Here is a 21845-nt window from a genome sequence, read left to right as displayed (position 1 = left end):
GGTCCGTCCTAACGGACCGGGGGCGCACCGTCACGGTCCCGGGCGCGGCGGACGTCGCGCACCTGGTCGGCGAGGTCGTCGGCCATCCGCGCGCGCTCCGCGGCGCGGGTGCAGCGCATCCGCAGCACGGCGAGGCGGCCCTGGCCCTCCTCGTCGAGCTCGCCGAGCGCCTCGGAGGCCTCGAGCATGGCGACGCGCGCCGCCATCGTGCGGACGCGCTGCCAGAGCTCGTCGGCCACGGCCTCCGAGCGGTCGCCACGCACCGTGCTCATCCCTCGCCGGCCCCGCCACCGGCCGCGGGCGGACCGCCCTCGCCACCGCCGCCGCCCGTGCGCGGCTTGCGCCGGCGGCGCCGACGGCGGCGGGCGGCCGGCGCCCCCTCGGCGGGGCCGCCGTCGCCCGAGGGCGCCGGGGTGGGCGTGTCGCGGCGCTGGGGTTGCCCCTCGGCGGGGGCGGCGGGCGCCTCGGCGCCGCCCTCGGCGGTGCGCAGCCGGCGGCGGCGGCGACGGCGCGGGCGGGCGGGCGCGGCGGGGTCGCCCTCGGCGGCGGGCGTGCCACCGCCCTTGCCCTTGCGCGGCTCGCCGATGCCGACGGCCTCCGGCTCGGGCAGCCGCGGCAGCCGCGACCGCAGCGCGTTCCAGGCGCGACGCGACAGCAGCGCCTTCGGCTGCACCGCGCCGACGGCGGCGCGGATGGCGCGGCGGGCGTCGGGGCTCGTCATGTCGAGGGCGTCGAGGTACCCGCGCAGCTCCGCCCACCCGCCGACGGCGCCCGCCGCCCGGCCGGCGAGGCGCAGGTGCTCGCTGCGGGCGGGGACGTCCCCCGGGCCGAGCACCACCAGCAGGCGGGCCGCCTGGCCGAGGCGCAGGGGGGCGTCCTCGGGGGGCGCCACCGGCTCGGGGGGCGGCTCGCCCGCGGCCCGCAGCCAGATGCCGATGAGGGCCAGCTCCCCGCCGTTCGAGATGAGGTGGTGGGCCTCCCAGGCGGCGATGCGCGCGGCCTCCTGGTTCCGGCCGGGGCGGGTGCCGTCGGCGAGCACCCGCGACACGTCCCACGCCCAGCCCGGCGCCCACACCGACGCCTCGTCGAGGGCCGACCAGCGGCGGCGGCGGTCGCTGGAGCGGCCGAGCTGCTCGAGGGTCGCGAGGCGGTCCCACGTGTCGGCCTGGTCGGCGTGCCACCACAACGCCCGCAGCCGCTCCCGCGCCGTCATGCGCAGGCGGTCGAGCACCCGGCGGGGCACGTCGTCGGGCAACGCCCGCCGCAGCTCGGGCTGCACCAGCAGCGCCGTCGCCCACGCCCGCCAGAGCGGCTGGTCGGCCCCGTCGTAGAGGCGCCGCGCGACGAGGCCGGAGAGCGCCCACCAGGGCACCGCGGCGAGGGGGTCGACGCCCGTCGTGACCCGCTCGATCAGCTCGTCGACGGTCACGTCGGCGCTCGCCGCCTGGACCCACTCCTCCATCAGGTTCACGGGGAGCAGGCCGGGGTCGGCCTCGCGCCAGCCGCCGTCCGCCAGCCCCGCCGCGATCAGGCCGGGTGCGGCGGCCGGGTTGACCAGCTTCGCGGCCTCGCCCTCGCGCTCGGAGAGGATCGCCGCGGCCTTCGCCAACTTGCCGCGCTCACCGCCCTCCGGCGGGCCGGCGACGCGGCCGAGCGGCTTGTACCAGCCGAGCCCGAAGATCTCGTGGCTCGTCTGCACGCCCATCTGCTCCCCCGCGGGGAGGAACTCGACGGAGACCGCCTCCTTGTCGGGCGCGGGTCGCATGACGCGCCCGAGGCGCTGCACGAAGACCCGCTCCGACGTGGTGGGCGCGAGGTGCATCACGACGGCGGCGCGGGTCTCGTCCCAGCCCTCGGTCAGCAGGTCGGCGTTGCAGAGCACGTCGATCCGCTCGGACGCGAAGTCGAACAGCACGCGCTGCAGCTCCCGCGGGGGCGTCTGCCCCGAGACGGCCGCCGCGCGCACCCCGCGGGTCGTCATCTCCTCGGCCAGCGCGTGGGCCTGGGCGACGGTGGCGGTGTAGGCGACCCCGGCGAGGCGGAGGGGCTGGAAGTGCTCGACCCACACCTCCGCGCAGGCCCGGTGCCACTTCGCCTTGTCGAGGGCGCGACCGAGGCTGGCCTGGTCGAAGTCGCCGCGCACCCGCGCGACGTCGGAGAGGTCGACGGCCCGCTCGACCCGCAGGGAGCGCAGCGGGCAGAGGATGCCCCGCTCGATGGCCGACATGCGGTCGAGCGTCGCCGCGACCGGTCCGAAGACCTGCTCGACGTGGCCCGTCGTGGTGGCGCCCGTCGCGGTGAAGCCGACGACGACGGCGTTGACGGCGCGGTCGAGGAGCTTCCGCGTCTGCGCCCCGAGGGTCGCGTGGGCCTCGTCGCAGATCAGGAGGTCGACCGCGTCCCAGTCCATCCGGTCCTGGTGGCGCAGCGCGGCCTGGTAGGTGCAGATCGCGACGCCGGGCCGGCCGGCGGCGTCGGGGCCCTCGGCGTGGGTCGGCACCGAGGGGAAGTGGCGGGCGAGGCCGGCGGCGGTCTGCTCCGCGAGGTTGCGCCGCGGCACCAGGATCAGGGTGCTGCCCCCGAGCGCGGCAGCGAGCGCGAGGAACATGATCGTCTTGCCGGAGCCGGTGGGCGCGTCCACCCAGGTGCGCGTCTGACCGTGGGTGAGGCGCCCCGCGAGCTCGTCGAGCGCCTCGACCTGGTGCTCGCGCAGGACGACGTCGGGCCAGGCGGCGGCCGGGTCGGCGAGCGCCCGCGCGAGGTCCTCGCCGGGCGACGTCGCGGCGCGTTCTTCGGTCGAGGGATGCGGTCCGTCGGGCATCTCGTGCCGACCTCCTGGGCACGGGAGCATGCCGGGCCGATGCTCCGGCGCGTCTCCACGGTCGCGTTCCGCGTGGCTCGTGGTGTCGCCGGGCGAGGGGCCTGGTCGCCCGTCCCCCGGCTGCGCGTGTTGCGCGACCGCGGCGGACACTATCACCACCCCCGGCCGACGCGGAAATGCGGTAACGGCCGGGGCGGCCGGTAGCATCGCCCGCGGTGTCCCCCCGATGACCACCGAGCCCGTCACGCCCGCCCCGCCCGAGGGGCCCGGCGGCCCGCGTCCGTGGGTGCGCCCCGTCGCGCTCGTCGCGTCGTGCCTGGTGATCGGCTTCGTCGGCGGGTGGGTGGTGCGCGGCGACGACGGGCCGGTGACGGTCCTCGCCCCGGCGCAGCCCGAGGACGACGGCAGCGCCGACGGCGGCGGCGCCACCACCGCCCCCGGATCGACGACCGGCACGACGGGGACGGCGCCCACGACCACGGCCGCCGAGGCGCCCGAGCCGCCGCCCGACCGGGCCGACATCGCGCTCGGCGTGCTGAACGGCACCGGCGAGGCCGGCCTCGCCGCGCGCACGGCGGGCCAGGCGGAGAGCCTCGGCTACGTCGGCGTCGCCACCGGCAACGCCCCCGGGCAGTCGGGTCCGTCGGTCGTCTACTTCCGCGCCGGTCAGCGCCCCGCCGCCCGCCGCGTCGCCCGCGACCTCCAGATCGCCGCGGTGCGCGCCCTGCCGGGCGGGACGTCACTGGGGACGGAGGTGCCGGAGGCGGCGGATGTGATCGTCGTCCTCGGACCGGGTTAGCCGCACCCGCGGCCGGGCATCGGTAGCGGCATGACGGGCGACCTCCCCAGGATCGGGGTCCGGGTGGCCCAGTACGGGTCGACCTGGGAGACGCTGCGGGACGGGGCCCTCCGGGCCGAGCGGCTCGGGTTCGACGGCGTCTGGGTCAACGACCACCTCCAGTCCCCCGGGCGCACGAAGGACGAGCCGGCCTTCGACGCGCTCACCACCCTCGCGGCCCTGGCCGCGCTGACGTCGCGGGTGCGCCTCGGGACCGTGGTCCTGTCGGCCAGCTACCGGCCGCCGGCCCTCGCGGCGAAGATGGCGACGATCCTCGACGTGATCTCGTCGGGTCGCGTCGTGGTGGGGCTCGGGACCGGCTCCGACGTCCCCGAGCACGGCGCCTACGGGTTCCCACTCGGCACGCGCGGTGAGCGCACCGCCGGCGTGCGCCGGGCGCTGGCGGTGATGCGCGCGATGTTCGACTCCCCCGGGGGCGCCGACGTCGACGACGTCCTCGACGGGGCGCCGAACCAGCCGCCGCCCGTGCAGGAGGGCGGGCCGCCGATCTGGCTCGCCGCCCACGGGCCGCGCCTGCTGCGCCTCGCCGGCGAGCAGGCCGACGGGATCGTCGCGGCGTTCGTCGGCGCCGAGGAGGTCGGGCGGCGGTACGCCGCCGCCGAGGAGGCGCGCCGGGCGGCGGGCCGGGCGACGCCGCTCGCGTGCGCCCTCTACACCTACGTGCTGCCGATGCCGTCGCGCCGCGAGGCCGAGGAGTGGCTGCGGCCCGAGGCCGACGCCCTCGGCACCACCCCCGCCGGGCTGATCCGGTGGCTGCGCGGCACGGGTGTCGTCGGGACGCCGGAGGAGGTGCGCGACGCGCTGGCCGCGCACGCGGCGCAGGGGGTCACGGACGCCGTCCTCGTGCTGCCCTCCCGCACCCCGCCGGAGGCGCTCGACGCCCTCGCCGCCGCGACCCTCGGCGGCGCGGACGCGCCCGCGGCGCCGCGTGACCCGGCCCCCGTCCGGGTCGCGGCCCCCGGCCTCGCGCCGTCCGACAACCTCGCCCACCTCCTCGTGGACCGGCACGTCGAGGACGGGCGCGGCGACGACCTCGCCGCGGTCGACGAGGGGGGGTCGTGGACGTTCGGCGAGCTCTCGGAGGCGTCGGCGCGGGCCGCCGGCGCGCTGGCCGCGGCGGGCGCCCGCCCCGGCGACCGCGTGATCGTGGCGCTCCGCGACGGCCGCCCGTGGCTCGCCGCGTTCCTCGGCGCCGCGCGGATGGGCGCCGTGCCCGTGCCGGTCGACCCCGCCGGCGACGCGACCCGGCTCGGGGACCTCGTGGCCGACTGCGAGCCGGCCGTGGTCGTCGGCGCCGGCGACATGGAGTTGCCGGACGGACCGCGCCTCCTGGCGCCCGACGCGCTGGAGGCCGGCGCGCCCGCGCCCCTGCGACCGGTGCACCCGGAGGACCTCGGCTACCTCATCTACTCGTCGGGGTCGACGGGCCGGCCGAAGGGCGCGATGCACGCCCACCGCGACATGCGCACCGGCATCGAGACCTACGCCGACGAGGTGCTCGGCCTCGGCCCCGGCGACCGCTGCCACTCGATGGCCCGCCTCTTCACGTCGCTCGGCTTCGGCAACGGCTTCTTCCGGGTGCTGGGGCGGGGGGCCGCGACGGTGCTGACCGGGGCGCGCCCGTCCCCCCGCGGCGTGCTCGAGACCGTCGCGCGCCACGAGGTCACGGTGCTCACCGCCGTCCCGACCTTCTGGGCGCAGCTCGCGCGCTTCCTCGAGAAGCATCCGGACGCGGAGTCCCTGGCCACCGTCCGCCTGGCGGTGTCGTCGGGCGACAGCCTGCCCCCGCCCGTCGCGACGCGCCTCCGGGAGGTCGCCGGGCTCGACCTCGTCGAGGGGCTCGGCTGCTCCGAGTGCTCCAACGTGGTCATCTCGACACGGCCGGGCGAGCAGGCCGCCCCCGGCACCCTCGGCCGCGCCGTCGCGGGCGTCGACATCCGCCTCGCCGACGACGAGGGCCGGCCCGTCGCGGAGGGCGCCCCCGGTCGCCTCTGGATCCGCAGCCCCTCCAACACCACCGGCTACTGGCGCCGCTCCGACGAGACCCGCGAGCTGGTCTTCGGCCCCTGGCTGCGGATGGGCGACGTGCTGGAGGAGCAGGACGGGGTCTACCGCCACCTCGGGCGCTCCGACGACCTCTTCAAGGTCGACGCGCGGTGGGTCAGCCCGACCGAGGTGGAGGCGAGCCTCCTCGACCACCCCGCCGTGGAGCAGGCGGCGGTCGTGGGCCTGCCGGGCGACGACGGCCTGATGCGGCCCGCCGCGTTCGTGGTCCTGGCCGGGGACGTCCCCGCCCCCGACGACCTGGCGGGCGACCTGCGCCGCCACGTCGCCCGGGCGCTGGAGCCCTACAAGGCCCCCCAGGCGGTCACGCCGCTGGAGGAGCTCCCCCGGCTGCCCTCCGGGAAGGTCGACCGGCGGGCCCTGCGGTCGTGGTGACCCGGCGGGGCATGCTGAGCACCACCATCTGGCGGTCGCCGGTCACCTCGTAGAGCAGGAAGCGCCCGGCGAGGAGGTTGTGCAGCTTGCGCCGGGCCTCGTCGACCCCGGGCGCCCCGTCGGGCCATCCCCGCTCCCCGTCCTCGTCGCGCATCCCCGGCTCCTCGCCCGTCGTGGTCCGTGCATCCCTTCGACGGCGAGGCGGGCCGGGCATCACGGCCCGGATGTTCGGGAATTGTTAGGTCGCGGCGGGGAGCGCGCCGAGGAAGTCGACGAGGAGCCCGTTGACGCGGTCCGGGACCTCCTCCGGCACCCAGTGGCTCACGCCCGGCAGGAGCTCGACGCGCAGGGGGCCGGTGACGGTCGCCGCGGAGCGCTCCAGCAGGACGGGACCCATGTTGCTGTCGGCCTCCCCCCAGATGATGAGGGTCGGCACCGTGACCTCCGGGGGGTCCGGGGGATCCCGGAGCCAGGACGCCGCCGGCATGTTGGCGCGGTACCAGTTGAGCGCGGCGGTGAGAGCGCCGTCGCGGCGCAGCGCGTCCACCAGGATCTCCCGGTCCTCCTCGGGGAACGTGCCGGGGGCGGCGTCGTCGAAGACGAACTGCCGCAGGTTGGCGAAGTCGTCCTGCGACAGCCAGGTCTCGGCGACCCCCGGGAACTGGAAGAGCAGCATGTACCAGCTCTTCGCACGCTGGGCGGGGTCCTCGCGGCGCAGCCGCGCGGACACCACGCCGACGGGCGCGTTCAGGATCGTGAGCGAGCGGACCATCTCCGGGCGGGTGCCCGCAAGGGCCCACGCCAGCCCGCCGCCCCAGTCGTGGCCGACGAGGTGGGCGCTCTCGTGCCCGAGGGCGCCGATCAGCCCGGCGACGTCCCCGACGAGCTTCGGCGCGGCGTACGCGTCGACCGCCGCGGGGCGGTCCGAGCCGCCGTACCCGCGGAGGTCCGGGGCGACGGCGTGGTAGCCGGCGGCGGCGAGGGCGGGGAGCTGGTGGCGCCACGAATGCGAGGTCTCGGGGAAGCCGTGCAGCAGGACGACCGGCTCCCTGGAGGGGTCGCCGGCCTCGGTCACGGAGAGGCGGACCTCGCCCACGTCGATGCGTCGGGTGCTCATGCGCCGATCCTACGCGGCCCCCGCGGGCGGTGATCGGCGGGCACGGGACCTCGGGGAGGGCGCCGTCCCGGCCGACGACCTACCCTGGAGAGGTGGCCGGGCCCCCAGGGGCGCCGGCCACCGTCATGTCATGGCCCACTTCGTCACACATCACACCCACGCCCCGGCCGACACGGCCCGTGAGCGCGCGCGCCTCTGGCGGGTGCAGCGGCTCGTCGCGGCCGCCCTCACGGCCGGCTCGATCGGCGCCGTGTGGCTGGCGGTCACGCTCGGCACGGGCCCGGTCGGCGCCGCCGCCGTGATCGTCGCGGGCGTCGCCCCGCTCGCGCTCGGCGCCCCTCTCGCCGCGGCCCTCGCGGCCCGCGCCCACCGGCGCACCCTGCTGTGGGGGGCGCCCGCCGTGGCGGCGGCCGCCCTCATCACCTGCGACCTGACGACGGGGGCCCTCGGCCTGCCCGCCGTCGTCGGGTGCGTACTGGTCGTCGGCGCCGCGCGGGTGGTCTTCGACGGCGCCACGACCGACGTGCTGCACCACCTCGTCGCGCCCGAGCGACGGGCCGACGCCGCGCAGGGCCTGACGACGAGCTTCGGCGCCGGGTCCGCGCTCGGCGCCGCCGGCGCGCTCGGCACGGGCCTCGTCGCGGGACCGCACGGCGCCGTCGCGGTCGCCGCGCTGCTCGCCGCGGCGGGCGCGCTGGTCGCCGCGCGCCACCACCCCGACCTCGACCTGCGCACCGACGACGGCCCGCGGCTCGACCTCGCGCTCCGGCGGGCGGCCCTCATCGTCGCCGGCGACGGCCTGCTGCGCCGCGTGCTGCTCGCCGGGTCCCTCAGCGCCGCCGTCGGCGCGGCCCAGGCCGCCGTGCTGATCGTCTGGCTCAAGGACGGCGTCGGCCTGCGCGGCGCCCTCGTCCCCGCGCTCGCGGCCGGGTTCGTCGCGGTCCGCCTCGGCCGTCCGCTCGTGCGCCGCGTCACGGCCCGGGCGCGGCTCAGCTCGGTCCTGGCGATGGCGCTCGCGGTGCAGGCCGCCGCGGCGCTCACGGCGTACGGGGCGCGCGGCACGTTCACCGCCGCCGCGGCCTACGCCCTGAGCCTCGCCGCCGCCGCGTTCCTCGGCATCCTCGTCACCCGCGCCCTGCGGATCGCGGCGTCGCACGACCTCGCGCCCGCCGTCGGCATGGCCGCCGGCGCGGCGTGGGCGCTGGCGGCCGCCGTCGGGGCGATCTCCGGCGCCGCGCTCGCCCTGGGCGTCGGCCTCGCGTCGACCCACCTGGTGCTGGCGGCGGTGGCGCTGACCGGCGCCGCGGCGGGCGCGGCCCGCAGCGCGGCGACCGGTCGCGGGATCCTGATCCCCCGCAGTCAGTAGGCCTTCGCGGTGAGCGCGCCGTCGACGAGCAGCTCGGCGCCGCTCACGAACGACGACTCCGGCGAGGCGAGGAACAGCACCGCCTGGGCGACCTCCCGCGGCCGCGCGATCCGCTTGATGGGGTAGGCGCCCTCCATCTCCGCCCGCGTCGCCGCCGGGTCGTCGCTGGCCGCGAAGTACTCGAGGATCATCGGCGTCTCCATGTCCCCCGGCAGGACGCAGTTGGCGCGGATGCCGTCGGCGGCGTAGTCCACCGCGAGCGCCCGGGTCAGGCCGAGCACCCCGTGCTTGGTGGCGGTGTACGAGGTGAGGAACGGGTCGGCGGTCAGCGACAGGATCGACCCGACGTTGACGATGCTGCCGCCACCGGTGCCCCGCATCGCGCGGATCGCGGCGCGGCAGCCGAGGAAGACGCCGCGCATGTTGACGGCGTTGACCTCCTCCCAGTCCTCGAGCGAGGTGTCGTGCAGCGGCCCTTCGGGGCCGAGGATGCCGGCGTTGTTGACGTAGGCGTCGAGGCGCCCGCCCTCGGCGCAGGCGGCGATCGCCCCCGTGTGGGTCGCCTCCTCCCGCACGTCCCCGGCGTGGAACGCGACCGTGCCGGGCAGGCCGGCGGCCTCCTCCCGCAGCGACGCCCCGTCGGCGGCGTCGCGGCCCACCGCGACGACCCGCGCGCCCTCCGCCGCCATCAGCAGCGCCGTCTCCCGTCCGAGCCCCTTCGTCCCCCCGGTGACCACCACGCCCATGCCCTCGAGCCGACCCGCCATCTCCGCGACCTCCCCGTCGGCGCGCCCGGCCGGGCGCCCGGCGCATGCCCGGAACCTACCCGCGGGCGGTGGCGGGTCGCCATGATGGCCCGCGACCCACAGACGGCCGGGGAGGCTGCGGCATGGAGATCGACGGCGCGCACGTGCTGGTGACGGGGGCCTCGCGGGGGATCGGGGCCGGCCTCGCGCGGGCGTTCGCCACCGCGGGCGGCCGAGTGACGGTGGTGGCGCGGACCGCCACGGCCGTCGAGGAGCTGGCCGCGGAGACGGGCGGCACGGCCCTCGTGGCCGACCTCGCCGACGCCGCCGGGCGCGCGGGCCTGATCGCCCGCGTCGAGGAGGCCGCCGGCCCGGTCGACGTGCTCGTCAACAACGCGGGCATCGACGTGACCGGCACGCTCGACGACATGGACCCCGCCGACCTCGAGCGCCTCGTCGCGATCAACGTGCTCGCGCCGATGGAGCTGACCCGGCAGGTCCTCCCGGGGATGATCGACCGCGGGCGCGGCCACGTCGTGAACATGTCGTCCCTCGCGGGAACGGCGGTGCTGCCGGGCATGGTCGCCTACGCGGCGAGCAAGTCGGCCCTCACCCACTTCACCGCGGGCCTGCGGGCCGACCTGCGCGGGCTGCCGGTCGGGACCACCGTCGTCGAGGTCGGCCTGGTGCCGACCGACATGCGCGCGTCGGTCGTCGCCCACCCGCCGACCGCCGCGGCGTTCCGGCGCTTCTACCGGCTGGGCCTGCTCACCGACACGCCGCTCGACCGGCTCTGCGCGCACACGGTGCGCGCCGTCGCGGACGACCGCCGGCACGTGCGGCTGCCGCGCCGCGCCTGGGCGTTCGCGGCCCTCGCCGAGGCGCCCCGCCGCATCACCGAGCTGACGATCACGGGTGTGCGGGCGCGGTAGCCGGTTGGGCCCGCCGCCGCGGCGGGTACGGGGTGGGGACGGCACCCACGAGGAGGCATCCATGAGCGACCGCCACGCGACGCCGCGGAGCCACGACAGCTCCAGCGACGAGCTGCGCCAACGGGCCGAGGACGCCGGGCCGCCCGAGCAGACGCCGGTGCAGGGCGCCTCGCGCGCCACGACCCCGCCCCACCCCCCTCACGGCCGGACCGACCCCGACGCCGACCCCGTCCTGCCCCCGGGGGCCCGCTAGGAGCGGTGGACCTCCGCCTCCGCGGACGCGGGGGAGGCGACGGGGTCCTCGGCGCCGCCCGTGATGAGGCGCGCGCCGCGGCCGCGGGTCAGGAACGAGACGGTCCACCGGATGAACACGAGCAGCCGGTTCTGGAGGCCCGTGAGGTAGAAGAGGTGGATGAACAGCCACCCGAGCCAGGCGAGCGTGCCCGACAGCTTCGCCCCGCGGATCTCGCCGACGGCCTTCATGCGGCCGATGGTCGCCAGGTTGCCCTTGTCGGTGTAGGTGAACCGGGACGGGGGCTCGGTGCCGGCGAGGCGCGCGCGGATCACCTTCGCCGCGTAGCGCCCCTGCTGCATCGCCGCCGGCGCGACACCCGGCAGGGGGATCTGGCCGCCGGCGCCGTCGGAGACCCGGACCATGTCGCCGAGCGCGAACACCTCCGGGTGGCCGGGGAGCGTCAGGTCGGGTTCCACGGTGATGCGGCCGGCGCGGTCGAGCGCGGCGCCGGACCCCTCGGCGAGCGCGGTCGCGAGCGGCGACGCCGCGACGCCGGCGGCCCACACGACCGTGCGGGCGTCGAGGCGCTCGGACCCGCCGTCGCCGTCGCCGGCGGGCGACAGGGTCACGCCGTCGGCGTCGACGTCGGTCACGAGGCGGCTGTCGCGGACGGTGACGCCGAGGGCCGCGAGCTGGCGCTCGGCCTTCGCCGACAACGACTCGGGGAAGGCGGTGAGGACGCGCGCGGCTCCCTCGACCAGCACGATCCGCGCCGTGGTCGGGTCGATGTGGCGGAAGTCCCGGCGGACGGTGTCGCGCGCGATCTCCGCGATCTGCCCGGCCAGCTCGACCCCGGTGGGGCCGGCGCCGACCACCACGAAGGTCAGGAGGGCGCGCTGGACGTCGGGGTCGGGCTCGACCTCGGCCGCCTCGAAGGCGGTGAGGATGCGCCGCCGCAGCTCGAGGGCGTCCTCCAGCGACTTCAGGCCGGGGGCGACCCGCGCCCACTCGTCGTTGCCGAAGTAGGAGTGGCGGGCGCCGGCGGCGACGATCAGCGTGTCGTACCCCACCTCCGACTCGCGCCCCCCGCCCACGGCGCGGGTGCGCACGACGCGCCGGTCGAGGTCGATGCCCTGCACCTCGGCGAGCACGACGGTCGCGTTGCCCTGGCGCTTCAGCACGCCGCGCAGGGGCGCGGCGATCTCACCGGGAGAGAGCGCGCCCGTCGCCACCTGGTAGAGCAGCGGCTGGAAGAGGTGGAAGTTGCGGCGGTCGATGAGGGTCACGGCCGCGGGGGACCGCTTCAGGTGCCGGACGGCCTGGAGGCCGCCGAACCCGCCCCCCACCACGACGACGCGATGTGCGTGCTGCTGGTCCACCGACCCGGTATAGCAGCCGCCCGTGCCGCCGGACCGCGCGCGCTGCCATAGTGCGGACGATGACGAGCACGGACCCGTACACCGCCGCCCACGCCGCCGGCGACGCGATCCGCGAGCGCCTCGGGGAGCACCGCGTCGCGCTGGTCCTCGGCTCGGGCTGGGCCGACGTCGTCCCGATGCTCGGCACGGTGCGCGACGGGGTGCCGATGCCGGAGCTCCCGGGCTTCCCGGAGCCGGCGGTGCAGGGGCACTCGGGCATGGCCCACTCGGTGGACGCCGACGGCGTCCCCCTGCTGGTGATGGCCGGCCGCGCCCACCTCTACGAGGAGCACCCCGTGCCGACCGTGGTCCACGGCGTGCGCGCCGCGGTCCTGTCGGGCTGCGCGACGGTCGTGCTCACCAACGCCGCCGGCTCCCTGATGCCCGAGCACGGCCCCGGCACGCCGGTGATGATCCGCGACCACCTGAACCTGACGGGCGCCAACCCCATGACGGGGGCCGACCCGCCGGCGGGCATGCCCGGGCGGTTCTCGGACCTCACCGACCTCTACAGCCCCCGCCTGCGCGCCGCGGCGGCCGCCGCGGTCCCGGGCATCCCCGAGGGCGTGTACGCGGGCCTGCTCGGCGGCTCCTACGAGACCCCCGCCGAGATCGCGATGCTGCGGTCGTGGGGGGCGGACCTCGTGGGGATGTCGACCGTGCTCGAGGCGATCGCCGCCCGCCACCTCGGCGCCGAGGTCGCCGGGGTCTCGCTCGTCACGAACCTCGCCGCCGGGATGTCCGCCGAGGCCCTCGACCACCGGGAGGTGCTCGCCACCGGGAAGGCGTCGGTGCCGCGGCTGGCCGAGCTGCTGCGCGCGGTGGTCGCCGCCGCCTGATGCCCGCGGTCGGCCCGGAGCTGCGCGCGCGGGTCGAGGAGTGGATCGCCCGGGACCCCGACCCGGGGACCCGGGACGAGCTCGCGGCCCTGCTCGCCGCCGGCGACGGCGCGGCGCTCGCCGCGCGGTTCGCCGGCCGGCTCGCGTTCGGCACCGCCGGCCTGCGGGGCACGATGGGCGGCGGCCCGGCCCGCATGAACCGCGCCGTCGTGCGCGAGTCGGCGGCGGGGATCGCCCGCTACCTGGTGGAGGAGGTGCCCGACGCCCGGCGGCGGGGCGTCGTGGTGGCCCACGACGCGCGGCGCATGTCCACCGCGTTCGCCGCCGACTGCGCCGAGGTGCTCGCGGCCCACGGCCTGCCGGTGACGCTCGGGACGGGTCCGCTGCCGACACCCGTCGGAGTGTTCGCGATCCGCCGCCTCGGCGCCGCCGCCGGGATCGTGGTGACGGCGAGCCACAACCCCGCCGCCGACAACGGGCTGAAGCTCTACATGGGCGACGGCGCCCAGATCGTCCCGCCGGTGGATGGCCGGGTCGCCGCGGCCATCGACGCAGTGGCGCGCGACGGGGTCATCTCGATCCCCGGCGCGGCGGGCGCCGGGGTCGCGCCCCTCGACGACGCCGTGATCGACGACTACGTGGCCGCGACGATCGCCCGCGTCCCCGCCCCGCCCGTCCCGATCCGGATCGCCACGACGGCGATGCACGGCGTGGGGGGCGCGCTGCTCGCCCGTTTGCTCGCCGCGGCGGGGCACTCCGACGTCCACGTCGTCGCCGCCCAGCAGGAGCCCGACCCGGGCTTCCCGACCGTCGCGTTCCCCAACCCCGAGGAGCCGGGCGCCACCGACCTCCTGGCCGCGCGGATGCGCGAGACGGGCGCCGTCCTCGGGCTCGCCCTCGACCCCGACGCCGACCGCGTCGCCGTGCTGGTGCCCGGCCCCGACGGGGGGACCCGCCAGCTGACGGGTGACGAGGTGGGGGGCCTGCTCGGCGACTGGCTCCTCGGCGAGGTGACCTCGGGGCCGGATCGTCTGGTGACGTCGAGCGTGGTGTCGTCGCAGCTCCTGGCGAAGGTCGCGGCCCACCACGGCGCGCGTCACGCCGAGACGCTCACGGGCTTCAAGTGGCTCTCGCGGCCCGCGATGGAGCACCCGGGGTGGACGCAGGTGCTCGCCTACGAGGAGGCCATCGGCTACGCCGTCGGCCCCGACGTGCGCGACAAGGACGGCCTGTCGGCGGCGCTCGCCGTCGCGTCGATGGCGTCCGCGTACGCGGGGCGCGGCCGCACCCTGCCCGACGCGCTCGACGACCTCCACCGCAGTCACGGCGCCCACGTGACAGCGAACTTCTCGCTGCGCGACGAGTCCCCCGGCGGCGCGGAGCGCCGGGCGGCGCTCGTCGGACGCCTCGCCGGCGACCCGCCCGCGGCCGTCGGCCCCCTCGCGGTGCGCGCCGCGACACCCCTCGCACCCGACGTACTGCGCCTCGACCTGGACGGCGGGGTCCGCGTGATCGTGCGGCCGTCGGGCACCGAGCCGAAGCTCAAGTGCTACTGCGAGGCGGTCGAGCCGGCGCCCGACGGCGACGTCGCCGCCGCCCGCGCGCGGGCCGGCGCGACGCTGGCCGCCGTCCGGTCGGGACTGGAGCCCCTGCTGCTCGCCTGACCCGGGACGACGGACGTGCCAAGATCGGCGGGTGACGACCCTCCGACGTGACGCACGCGGCGCCGTCATCGACGGCGCCCTGCTCGACGCCCCCCTGCGGGTGACGGCGGTCGACGCCCTGGCCCTCGAGGCCCGCGCGTCCCGCCTGACGGGCCGGTCGATCAAGCGCGAGAGCAAGCGCGCCGGGCTGGAGCTGGCGGTGCGCTGCATCGACCTCACCACCCTCGAGGGCGCCGACACGCCCGGCAAGGTGCGCGCCCTGTGCGCCCGGGCACTGCGCCCCGACCCCGACGACGGGTCGGTGCCGCCCGTCGCGGCCGTCTGCGTCTACCCGTCGATGGTCGCGACCGCCCGGGCGCACGTCGCCGGCTCGCCCGTGCACGTCGCGTCGGTGGCGGGGGCGTTCCCCTCCGGGCAGAGCCCCCTCGCCGACCGCCTCGACGAGATCCGCGGCGCGGTCGCGGACGGCGCCGACGAGATCGACATCGTCATCAACCGCGGCGCGCTGCTGTCGGGGCGCATCGACGTGGTGCACGACGAGGTCGCCGCCGCGAAGGAGGCCTGCGGCGGTGCCCACCTGAAGACGATCCTCGAGACCGGCGAGCTCGGCTCCTACGAGATGGTCCGGCTCGCCTCCATGATCGCGATGGCCGCCGGCAGCGACGTCATCAAGACCTCGACGGGCAAGCTGCCCGTGTCGGCGACCCCCGCCGTCGCGCTGTGCATGGCCGAGGCGATCCGCGAGTTCCGGGACGCCACCGGCCGGGAGGTGGGCCTGAAGCTCGCCGGCGGCATCCGCACCTCGAAGCAGGCCCTCGGCTACCTGGCCCTCGTCGCCGAGACCCTCGGCGCCGACGCCCTCACGCCCGACCGCTTCCGGTTCGGCGCCTCGACCCTCCTGAACGACATCGTCCTGCAGCTGCGCTTCGCGCGCTCCGGCCGCTACGCGCGGACCGGCGACCTCCCGGTGGACTGATGACCACGACCCCCCGTCAGGACGCCGCCGCGTCCGAGCTGGCGCGCACCCTCGCCGATTACGTCCCCTCCATCGAGGGGCGCGACATCGTCACGATCCGCCCGCGGTACGGGCTGGTGATCGACGGCGAGGAGCGGCCGGGACGCGACGGGGTCGTGTTCCCGACGGTCGAGCCCGCGACCGGCGACACGCTGGCCGAGGTGGCCGAGGCGTCCGCCGCCGACGTCGACGACGCCGTCGCCGCGGCCCGGCGCGCCTACGAGGGCGGCTGGCGCGACATGCCGGGCCGCACGCGCGCGAAGTACCTGTTCCGCCTCGCCCGACTCGTGCAGGACCGCAGCCGCGAGCTGGCGGTGCTCGAGTCGATCGACGGCGGCAAGCCGATCCGCGAGTCGCGCGACGTCGACGTCCCCCTCGCCGCGGCGCACCTCTTCCACCACGCCGGGTGGGCCGACAAGCTCGCGTACGCCGTCCCGGGGATGCGGGCACGCCCGCTCGGGGTCGTCGGGCAGATCATCCCCTGGAACTTCCCCCTGCTGATGGCCGCCTGGAAGATCGCGCCGGCGCTGGCGTGCGGCAACACGGTGGTGCTGAAGCCCGCCGAGACGACGCCGCTGACGGCCCTGCTGCTCGCCGAGCTCGTCCGCGAGGCCGAGATCCCGCCCGGCGTCGTCAACGTCGTGACGGGGGCGGGCGCGACCGGCGCGGCGCTGGCGTCGCACCCCGGCGTCGACAAGGTCGCGTTCACCGGCTCCACCGAGGTGGGCAAGGCGATCCGCCGCGCCCTCGCGGGCACCGGGACCCGCCTGACCCTGGAGCTGGGGGGCAAGGGCGCCCACCTGGTGTTCGACGACGCCGCGCTCGACCAGGCCGTCGAGGGCATCGTGGACGGCATCTTCTTCAACCAGGGCCACGTCTGCTGCGCCGGCTCGCGCCTGCTGGTGCAGGAGGGCGTCGCGGACGAGCTGATGGACCGCCTCCTCCGCCGCATCGAGCTGCTCCGCACCGGCGACCCGCTCGACAAGAACACCGACGTCGGCGCGATCAACTCGCTCGCCCAGCTCGAGATCATCCGCGGCTACGTCGACGGGGCCGCCGAGCGGGGCTGCCGCATCGACCAGCCGAGCCGCCCGCTGCCGGAGCGGGGCTTCTTCTTCCCGCCGACGATCGTCAGCGGCGCCGGGGCGTCCGACCCGATCGTGCGCGAGGAGGTGTTCGGCCCCGTGCTCACCGTCGAGACGTTCCGCACCGAGGCGGAGGCCGTCGCGAAGGCGAACGCCACCCGGTACGGCCTGTCGGCGGGTGTGTGGACGGAGAAGGGCTCGCGCATCCTGTGGGTGTCGCAGCGGCTCCGCGCGGGCGTGGTCTGGGCGAACTGCTTCAACCAGTTCGACCCGGCGAGCCCGTTCGGCGGCGTCCGCGAGTCGGGCTTCGGCCGCGAGGGGGGCCGCCAGGGCCTCGCCGAGTACCTCGCCCTGGAGCCGGTGCCCGCGTGAGCGACCGCGTCGAGGTCCGCAAGACCTACAAGCTCTTCATCGGGGGGGCGTTCCCGCGCTCCGAGTCGGGGCGCACCTTCCCCGTCACCGGCGCCGACGGGCGCCTGCTCGCCCACGTGGCGCAGGCGTCGCGCAAGGACGCCCGCGACGCCGTGCGCGCCGCACGGGGCGCCCAGGCGGGGTGGGCGGGGCGCACCGCCTACAACCGCGCCCAGATCATCTACCGCGTGGCGGAGGTGCTGGAGGGGCGCGCCGCCCAGCTGCGGGCCGAGCTCGAGGCCGTCGGCGTGACGGAGGCGGCGGCGCGGGACGACGTGGAGGGGGCGATCGACGCGGCCGTCTACTGGGCGGGGTTCGCGGACAAGCTCGACCAGCTCGTCGGCGGGGTGAACCCGGTGTCCGGGCCGTACCTGAACCTGTCGAACCCGGTGCCGCTCGGTGTCTGCGCGCTGGCGTGCCCCGACGACGGCGGCGTCCGCGGCGTCCTCGGGCTGGTGCTGCCGGCGCTCGCGGCGGGCAACGCCGCGGTCGCGGTGGCCGGGGGCCCGGCGGCGCTCGTGACCAGCACCCTCGGCGAGGTGGTCGCGACCTCCGACGTGCCGGGGGGCGTCGTGAACCTGCTGACGGGCGACCACGCCCAGCTCCTGCCGTGGCTCGCCGACCACGAGGACGTCGACCTGATCGACCTGAGCGGCGCCCCCGCGGACATGGTGGAGGGCCTGGAGGAGCGGGCCGCGGCGAACCTGAAGCGCACGCCCCGCACGGGTGGCCGGGAGGACATCGCGACGGCGACGGCGTTCTGCGAGATCCGCACGGTCTGGCACCCCGCCCGCATCTGATGCTGGAGGTCACCGAGGAGGTCGCCGCGGCGCTCGCGGACCGCCGGCCCGTGGTGGCGCTGGAGTCGACGATCATCGCCCACGGCCTCCCGCGGCCGGACAACCTGCGGATCGCGCGGGAGATCGAGGGCGCGGTGCGGGCCGGGGGCGCGGTGCCGGCGACGATCGCCGTGCTCGGCGGCCGGGTGCGCGTCGGTCTCGACGACGCGGCGCTCGAGGAGGTCGCCGCCCGGGGGGACGTGTTGAAGCTCGGGGTGCGCGACCTCGCCCCGGCGCTGGTGCGGGGCCTGCCGGGGGCGACGACGGTGGCGAGCACCGCCCACGTCGCGGCGCTCGCCGGGATCGGCGCCTTCGCGACGGGGGGGTTGGGCGGGGTCCACCGCGAGGCCTCGGCGACGTTCGACGAGTCGGCGGACCTGACGGCCCTGGCGGGGGCGCCGGTCGTGGTGGTCTGCGCGGGCGTGAAGTCCATCCTCGACGTCGGCGCGACCCTGGAGCGCCTCGAGACCCTCTCGGTCCCGGTGCTCGGGTACGGCACCGACCACCTCGCGGGCTTCTACCTCGCGGACTCGGGGCATCCGGTGCCGTGGCGGGTCGACGACCCCGGCGAGGTGGCGCGCATCCACGCCGCCCGTCGGGTGCTGGGCCTGCCGCAGGCGGTGGTGGTGGCGAACCCGCTCCCCGTCGCCGAGCAGATGGACCCCGCCCTGCACGACCGCGTCCTCGCGGACGCGCTGGCGGCGGCGGCGGCGGAGGGGATCGGGGGGAAGGACGCGACGCCGTTCATCCTCGGGCGGTTCCATGCGGAGACGGGGGGCGAGAGCCTGCGCGTGAACGTGGCGCTGGTGCTCCGCAACGCGGGGCTGGCGGCGCGCATCGCCGCCGCGATGGCGGGGTGAGCCCACCCCCGGTGGTGGTGGTGGGCGACGTCATGACGGACGTCGTGGCGCGCACCGACCGGCCGCTGGCGCCGGCGAGCGACACCCCCGCGGAGATCGTGATGCGCCCCGGGGGGTCCGCGGCGAACACGGCCGCGTGGCTCGGCGGCCTCGGGGTGCCGGTGGTGTTCGTGGGGTGCGTCGGCGACGACGCGGCGGGGCGCGAGGCGGCCCGTGCCCTGGAGTCGTCGGGGGTGGATGCGCGGCTGACGGTGGCGCCGGGCGCCGCGACGGGGGCGTGCGTGGTGCTGGTCGATGCGGGTGGTGAGCGGACGATGCTGCCCGACGCGGGGGCGAACGCCCTGCTCGGGGTGTCGGCGGTGCCGTGGGACCTGTTGTCGGCCGGCGGGCACCTGCACGTCTCGGGGTACGCCCTGCTGCGGGCGTCGACCCGGGATGCGGCGGTGGCGGCGCTGGAGCGCGCCCACGACGCGGGGGTGACGACGTCGGTCGACCCGGCGTCGGCGGCGCCGCTCGCGGAGGTCGGCGGGGCGACGTTCCGGGCGCTGGTGCGGGGCGTCGACGTGGTCCTCGCGACCCTCGACGAGGCGGAGGTGCTGTGCGGGTCCCGCGACCCGCGGGTCGTGTCCGACAGCCTGCTGGCAGGGCACCGCGAGGTGGTGCTGAAGCTCGGCCGCGACGGCGCGATGTGGCGCGACGCGGCGGGCGGCGAGGCGCGGGTCCCCTCCGCCGAGCCCCCCGGCCCGGTGGTGGACACGACGGGGGCGGGCGACGCGTTCGCCGCCGGCTGGCTCGCCGCCCGCCGCACCGGCGCCGACCCGGAGGCCGCCCTGGCGACGGCGTGCCGGATGGCGGCGAGCGTCGTCACGATCCCGGGGGCGCGGCCCACCCCGGGGTGACCGCCGGGCCCGACGTCGCCCGGCTCCCGCTTCGTCCGTTGCGCTCGTCCTTGGTCCAATTGGACCTCGGCGCGAGGTCCGAATGGGCGCTGCGGTCCGGCCGAGTGGACCACCTCGTGGGCCGGGCGCCGTGAGGGTTCTTTCACGCTCAACCCCTCAGGGACGATCTGGGCTCACGCTCGCCGTCCGTCCAAGTGGACCTCGCCGTCACGTCCAAGTGGACCATGGCGCTCGGCCGAGTGGACCTCGGTGCGTCGGCCAAGTGGACCATCGCGCTCCGGCCAAATGAACCTCGGAGCGGCGGCCAAGTGGACGACCAGGTCAGCCGGCCTTCCCCGAGGGGTTCGTCCCGCGCCCGACCCCTCGGGGACACGATCAGGACCGCACGCTCCCGTCCGGCCAAATGGACCACGACGCCACGTCCAAATGAACCTCGGTGCGTCGGCCAAGTGGACCTCGCCGTCACGTCCAAGTGGACCTCGGTGCGTGGCCAAATGGACCGACGACGTCGCCGGCCGTCCCCGAGGGGTTCGTCCCCCTAGAGTGCGCGGCCGTGCCCGAGCTCAGGACAGTCTGCGTCTACGCCGGATCCAGCCCCGGAGCCGACCCCGCGTACGCCGCGGCGGCGGCGGCGCTCGGGACGGAGATCGGCCGGCGTGGGATGGGGATGGTCTACGGCGGCGGCAGCGTCGGGTTGATGGGGATCGCCGCCGACGCCGCCCTCGCCGCCGGGGCGCCCGTCACCGGGATCATCCCCGCGGCGCTGCACGCCCGGGAGATCTCGAAGATCGACCTCACCGAGCTCGTCGTCGTCGACTCGATGCACGAGCGGAAGTTCCTGATGGCGGAGCGCTCCGACGCGTTCGCGGCGTTGCCCGGCGGCGTCGGGACCATCGAGGAGCTCGTCGAGGCCCTCACGTGGACGCAGCTCGGCATCCACCGCAAACCCGTCGGGCTGCTCGACGTCGCCGGCTACTGGGCGCCGCTCACCACCATGCTCGACGCCGCCCGCGACGCCCGGTTCGTGCGTCCCGAGCACCGCGACATGCTCCTCTCCGAACGCGAACCCGCCGCGCTCCTCGACGCCCTCGCGGCGTGGGAGCCGCTCGCGCTCGACAAGTGGATGGACGGCGGGCCCCCCGCCGTCTGACCACCCGGACCCCCCGGACCCCGCGCCCCCCCGGCGGTGGGGGCGTCCCGCGTCAGCCGTCGGCGCCCAGCATCGAATAGCCCGGCTTGATGACGCGGTTGATCAGGTGGAGGCGCTCGTCGAACGGCAGGAACGCGCTCTTCATCGCGTTGATCGTCGCCCACCGCATGTCGTCGAGGTCCCAGCCGAACGTCGCGGCGAGCTGCAGGAACTCCCGGCTCAGCGACGTGTCGCTCATCAGCCGGTTGTCCGTGTTCACCGTGACGCGGAACCGCAGGCGCGTCAGCAGCCCGATCGGGTGCTCCGCGATCGAGGGGGCCGCGCCGACGTGGACGTTCGACGTCGGGCACAGCTCCAGCGGCACGCGGCGGTCGCGCACGAACGACGCGAGGCGCCCCATCGTGAACCCGCCCTCGCCGTCGGGGTGGATGTCGTCGATGATCCGCACCCCGTGCCCGAGGCGCTCCGCCCCGCAGACGTGCAGGGCCTCCGCGATCGACGGCAGCCCGAACGCCTCGCCCGCGTGGATCGTGATGTGGAAGTCGTCACGCATCACCCGCGAGAACGCGTCGAGGTGCCGCGACGGCGGGTGCCCCGCCTCGGGACCGGCGATGTCGAACCCGCAGACGCCGTGGTCGCGGTGGCGCAACGCCAGCTCCGCGATCTCCAGGGAGCTCGCCTGCTGGCGCATCGCCGAGCACAGCACGCGGACGGTGAGCCCCGTCCCCTCCGTGCCGCGCGCGAACCCGGCGAGCACCGCCTCGACGACCTCGTCAAGGCTGAGGCCCTTCTCGATGTGCAGCTCCGGGGCGAAGCGGATCTCCGCGTAGACGACGCCGTCGGCGACGAGGTCCTCCGCGCACTCCACCGCGACGCGCTCCAGCGCCTCGCGGGTCTGCATCACCGCGACGGTGTGGGCGAACGTCTCGAGGTAGAGGACGAGGTCGTTGCGGTTCGCGCCGCGGGAGATGACCTGCCGCAGCTCCTCCGCGTTGGTCGTCGGCAGCCCGTCGTAGCCGCCCTCGCGCGCCAGGTCGACGATCGTCTGGGGGCGGACCCCGCCGTCGAGGTGGTCGTGGAGGAGCACCTTCGGGGCGCGGATCACGTTCTGGGGGTCGATGTCCATGCGCCAACGGTACGCCACGGCGCG

Annotated in this window: 19 protein-coding genes; 13 read left to right on the top strand and 6 right to left on the bottom strand. The window is 76.9% G+C overall.

Going from position 1 to position 21845, the window contains the following annotated elements; genetic code table 11:
• Positions 1-8: 8 nt before the first annotated feature.
• Complete coding sequence (locus IU369_RS01480) at positions 9-272, bottom strand: hypothetical protein (protein ID WP_217922794.1); 264 nt, start codon at positions 270-272, stop codon at positions 9-11.
• Complete coding sequence (locus tag IU369_RS01475) at positions 269-2821, bottom strand: DEAD/DEAH box helicase (RefSeq protein ID WP_217922793.1); 2553 nt, start codon at positions 2819-2821, stop codon at positions 269-271. Before IU369_RS01475 ends, IU369_RS01480 begins: the two co-directional genes overlap by 4 nt.
• 226 nt (positions 2822-3047) lie before the next feature.
• Between IU369_RS01475 and IU369_RS01470 the strand changes: the two genes are divergently transcribed.
• Positions 3048-3620, top strand: a complete 573-nt coding sequence (locus IU369_RS01470; RefSeq protein WP_217922792.1) for a LytR C-terminal domain-containing protein — start codon at positions 3048-3050, stop codon at positions 3618-3620.
• A gap of 30 nt (positions 3621-3650) precedes the next feature.
• Entirely contained in the window at positions 3651-6119 is a 2469-nt protein-coding gene (locus tag IU369_RS01465; protein ID WP_217922791.1) for an LLM class flavin-dependent oxidoreductase, read from the top strand.
• 238 nt (positions 6120-6357) lie between these two features.
• On the opposite strand, the gene IU369_RS01460 is transcribed toward IU369_RS01465, so the two are convergent.
• Positions 6358-7236, bottom strand: a complete 879-nt coding sequence (locus tag IU369_RS01460) for an alpha/beta fold hydrolase (RefSeq protein WP_217922790.1) — start codon at positions 7234-7236, stop codon at positions 6358-6360.
• A gap of 130 nt (positions 7237-7366) precedes the next feature.
• Between IU369_RS01460 and IU369_RS01455 the strand changes: the two genes are divergently transcribed.
• On the top strand, positions 7367-8602 hold the full coding sequence (locus IU369_RS01455; RefSeq protein WP_217922789.1) for a hypothetical protein: 1236 nt from the start codon (positions 7367-7369) through the stop codon (positions 8600-8602).
• Here the strand turns inward: IU369_RS01455 and IU369_RS01450 are convergent.
• Entirely contained in the window at positions 8596-9369 is a 774-nt protein-coding gene (locus tag IU369_RS01450) for an SDR family NAD(P)-dependent oxidoreductase (protein ID WP_217922788.1), read from the bottom strand. The two genes, IU369_RS01455 and IU369_RS01450, sit on opposite strands and share 7 nt — an antisense overlap.
• 122 nt (positions 9370-9491) lie before the next feature.
• Between IU369_RS01450 and IU369_RS01445 the strand changes: the two genes are divergently transcribed.
• Both IU369_RS01445 and IU369_RS01440 read left to right on the top strand, forming a co-directional pair.
• Positions 9492-10280 carry an SDR family oxidoreductase gene (locus tag IU369_RS01445; protein WP_217922787.1) on the top strand — a complete coding sequence of 263 codons (789 nt, stop codon included), beginning with the start codon at positions 9492-9494 and terminating at the stop codon, positions 10278-10280.
• 61 nt (positions 10281-10341) lie between these two features.
• The gene (locus tag IU369_RS01440) at positions 10342-10533 is read left to right on the top strand and encodes a hypothetical protein (RefSeq protein WP_217922786.1); all 192 of its coding nucleotides are present in this window, start codon (positions 10342-10344) and stop codon (positions 10531-10533) included.
• On the opposite strand, the gene IU369_RS01435 is transcribed toward IU369_RS01440, so the two are convergent.
• Positions 10530-11894 carry an NAD(P)/FAD-dependent oxidoreductase gene (locus tag IU369_RS01435; protein WP_217922785.1) on the bottom strand — a complete coding sequence of 455 codons (1365 nt, stop codon included), beginning with the start codon at positions 11892-11894 and terminating at the stop codon, positions 10530-10532. The genes IU369_RS01440 and IU369_RS01435 overlap by 4 nt on opposite strands.
• Before the next feature lie 59 nt (positions 11895-11953).
• Between IU369_RS01435 and IU369_RS01430 the strand changes: the two genes are divergently transcribed.
• The 8 genes from IU369_RS01430 (at position 11954) to IU369_RS01395 (ending at position 20695) form a co-directional block, all read left to right on the top strand.
• The gene (locus IU369_RS01430; RefSeq protein ID WP_217922784.1) at positions 11954-12772 is read left to right on the top strand and encodes a purine-nucleoside phosphorylase; all 819 of its coding nucleotides are present in this window, start codon (positions 11954-11956) and stop codon (positions 12770-12772) included.
• The gene (locus tag IU369_RS01425) at positions 12772-14436 is read left to right on the top strand and encodes a phospho-sugar mutase (protein WP_217922783.1); all 1665 of its coding nucleotides are present in this window, start codon (positions 12772-12774) and stop codon (positions 14434-14436) included. Before IU369_RS01430 ends, IU369_RS01425 begins: the two co-directional genes overlap by 1 nt.
• 31 nt (positions 14437-14467) lie before the next feature.
• Positions 14468-15412, top strand: coding sequence for a deoxyribose-phosphate aldolase (gene deoC / locus IU369_RS01420; protein WP_217922782.1), 945 nt, complete (start codon positions 14468-14470; stop codon positions 15410-15412).
• Complete coding sequence (locus IU369_RS01415; RefSeq protein WP_217922781.1) at positions 15412-16908, top strand: aldehyde dehydrogenase family protein; 1497 nt, start codon at positions 15412-15414, stop codon at positions 16906-16908. Before deoC ends, IU369_RS01415 begins: the two co-directional genes overlap by 1 nt.
• Positions 16905-17747 carry an aldehyde dehydrogenase family protein gene (locus IU369_RS01410; RefSeq protein ID WP_217922780.1) on the top strand — a complete coding sequence of 281 codons (843 nt, stop codon included), beginning with the start codon at positions 16905-16907 and terminating at the stop codon, positions 17745-17747. Before IU369_RS01415 ends, IU369_RS01410 begins: the two co-directional genes overlap by 4 nt.
• Complete coding sequence (locus IU369_RS01405; RefSeq protein ID WP_217922779.1) at positions 17747-18646, top strand: pseudouridine-5'-phosphate glycosidase; 900 nt, start codon at positions 17747-17749, stop codon at positions 18644-18646. Before IU369_RS01410 ends, IU369_RS01405 begins: the two co-directional genes overlap by 1 nt.
• Positions 18643-19545, top strand: a complete 903-nt coding sequence (locus IU369_RS01400) for a carbohydrate kinase family protein (RefSeq protein WP_217922778.1) — start codon at positions 18643-18645, stop codon at positions 19543-19545. Before IU369_RS01405 ends, IU369_RS01400 begins: the two co-directional genes overlap by 4 nt.
• Before the next feature lie 553 nt (positions 19546-20098).
• Complete coding sequence (locus tag IU369_RS01395) at positions 20099-20695, top strand: LOG family protein (RefSeq protein ID WP_217922777.1); 597 nt, start codon at positions 20099-20101, stop codon at positions 20693-20695.
• Positions 20696-20747: 52 nt separating this feature from the next.
• On the opposite strand, the gene IU369_RS01390 is transcribed toward IU369_RS01395, so the two are convergent.
• On the bottom strand, positions 20748-21821 hold the full coding sequence (locus IU369_RS01390) for an adenosine deaminase (protein WP_217922776.1): 1074 nt from the start codon (positions 21819-21821) through the stop codon (positions 20748-20750).
• Between the last annotated feature and the right edge of the window lie 24 nt (positions 21822-21845).

Source organism: Miltoncostaea oceani (assembly GCF_018141545.1).
GTDB lineage: Bacteria > Actinomycetota > Thermoleophilia > Miltoncostaeales > Miltoncostaeaceae > Miltoncostaea > Miltoncostaea oceani.
Note: the sequence above shows the minus strand (reverse complement) of the source record. Positions and strands in the feature narration are given on the sequence as shown.

Bases quoted from the DNA above. Each gene is read 5' to 3' on its own strand.
- IU369_RS01480 (WP_217922794.1), bottom strand. From the start codon at position 272: ATGAGCACGGTGCGTGGCGACCGCTCGGAGGCCGTGGCCGACGAGCTC.
- IU369_RS01475 (WP_217922793.1), bottom strand. From the start codon at position 2,821: ATGCCCGACGGACCGCATCCCTCGACCGAAGAACGCGCCGCGACGTCG.
- IU369_RS01470 (WP_217922792.1), top strand. From the start codon at position 3,048: ATGACCACCGAGCCCGTCACGCCCGCCCCGCCCGAGGGGCCCGGCGGC.
- IU369_RS01465 (WP_217922791.1), top strand. From the start codon at position 3,651: ATGACGGGCGACCTCCCCAGGATCGGGGTCCGGGTGGCCCAGTACGGG.
- IU369_RS01460 (WP_217922790.1), bottom strand. From the start codon at position 7,236: ATGAGCACCCGACGCATCGACGTGGGCGAGGTCCGCCTCTCCGTGACC.
- IU369_RS01455 (WP_217922789.1), top strand. From the start codon at position 7,367: ATGGCCCACTTCGTCACACATCACACCCACGCCCCGGCCGACACGGCC.
- IU369_RS01450 (WP_217922788.1), bottom strand. From the start codon at position 9,369: ATGGCGGGTCGGCTCGAGGGCATGGGCGTGGTGGTCACCGGGGGGACG.
- IU369_RS01445 (WP_217922787.1), top strand. From the start codon at position 9,492: ATGGAGATCGACGGCGCGCACGTGCTGGTGACGGGGGCCTCGCGGGGG.
- IU369_RS01440 (WP_217922786.1), top strand. From the start codon at position 10,342: ATGAGCGACCGCCACGCGACGCCGCGGAGCCACGACAGCTCCAGCGAC.
- IU369_RS01430 (WP_217922784.1), top strand. From the start codon at position 11,954: ATGACGAGCACGGACCCGTACACCGCCGCCCACGCCGCCGGCGACGCG.
- IU369_RS01425 (WP_217922783.1), top strand. From the start codon at position 12,772: ATGCCCGCGGTCGGCCCGGAGCTGCGCGCGCGGGTCGAGGAGTGGATC.
- IU369_RS01415 (WP_217922781.1), top strand. From the start codon at position 15,412: ATGACCACGACCCCCCGTCAGGACGCCGCCGCGTCCGAGCTGGCGCGC.
- IU369_RS01405 (WP_217922779.1), top strand. From the start codon at position 17,747: ATGCTGGAGGTCACCGAGGAGGTCGCCGCGGCGCTCGCGGACCGCCGG.
- IU369_RS01390 (WP_217922776.1), bottom strand. From the start codon at position 21,821: ATGGACATCGACCCCCAGAACGTGATCCGCGCCCCGAAGGTGCTCCTC.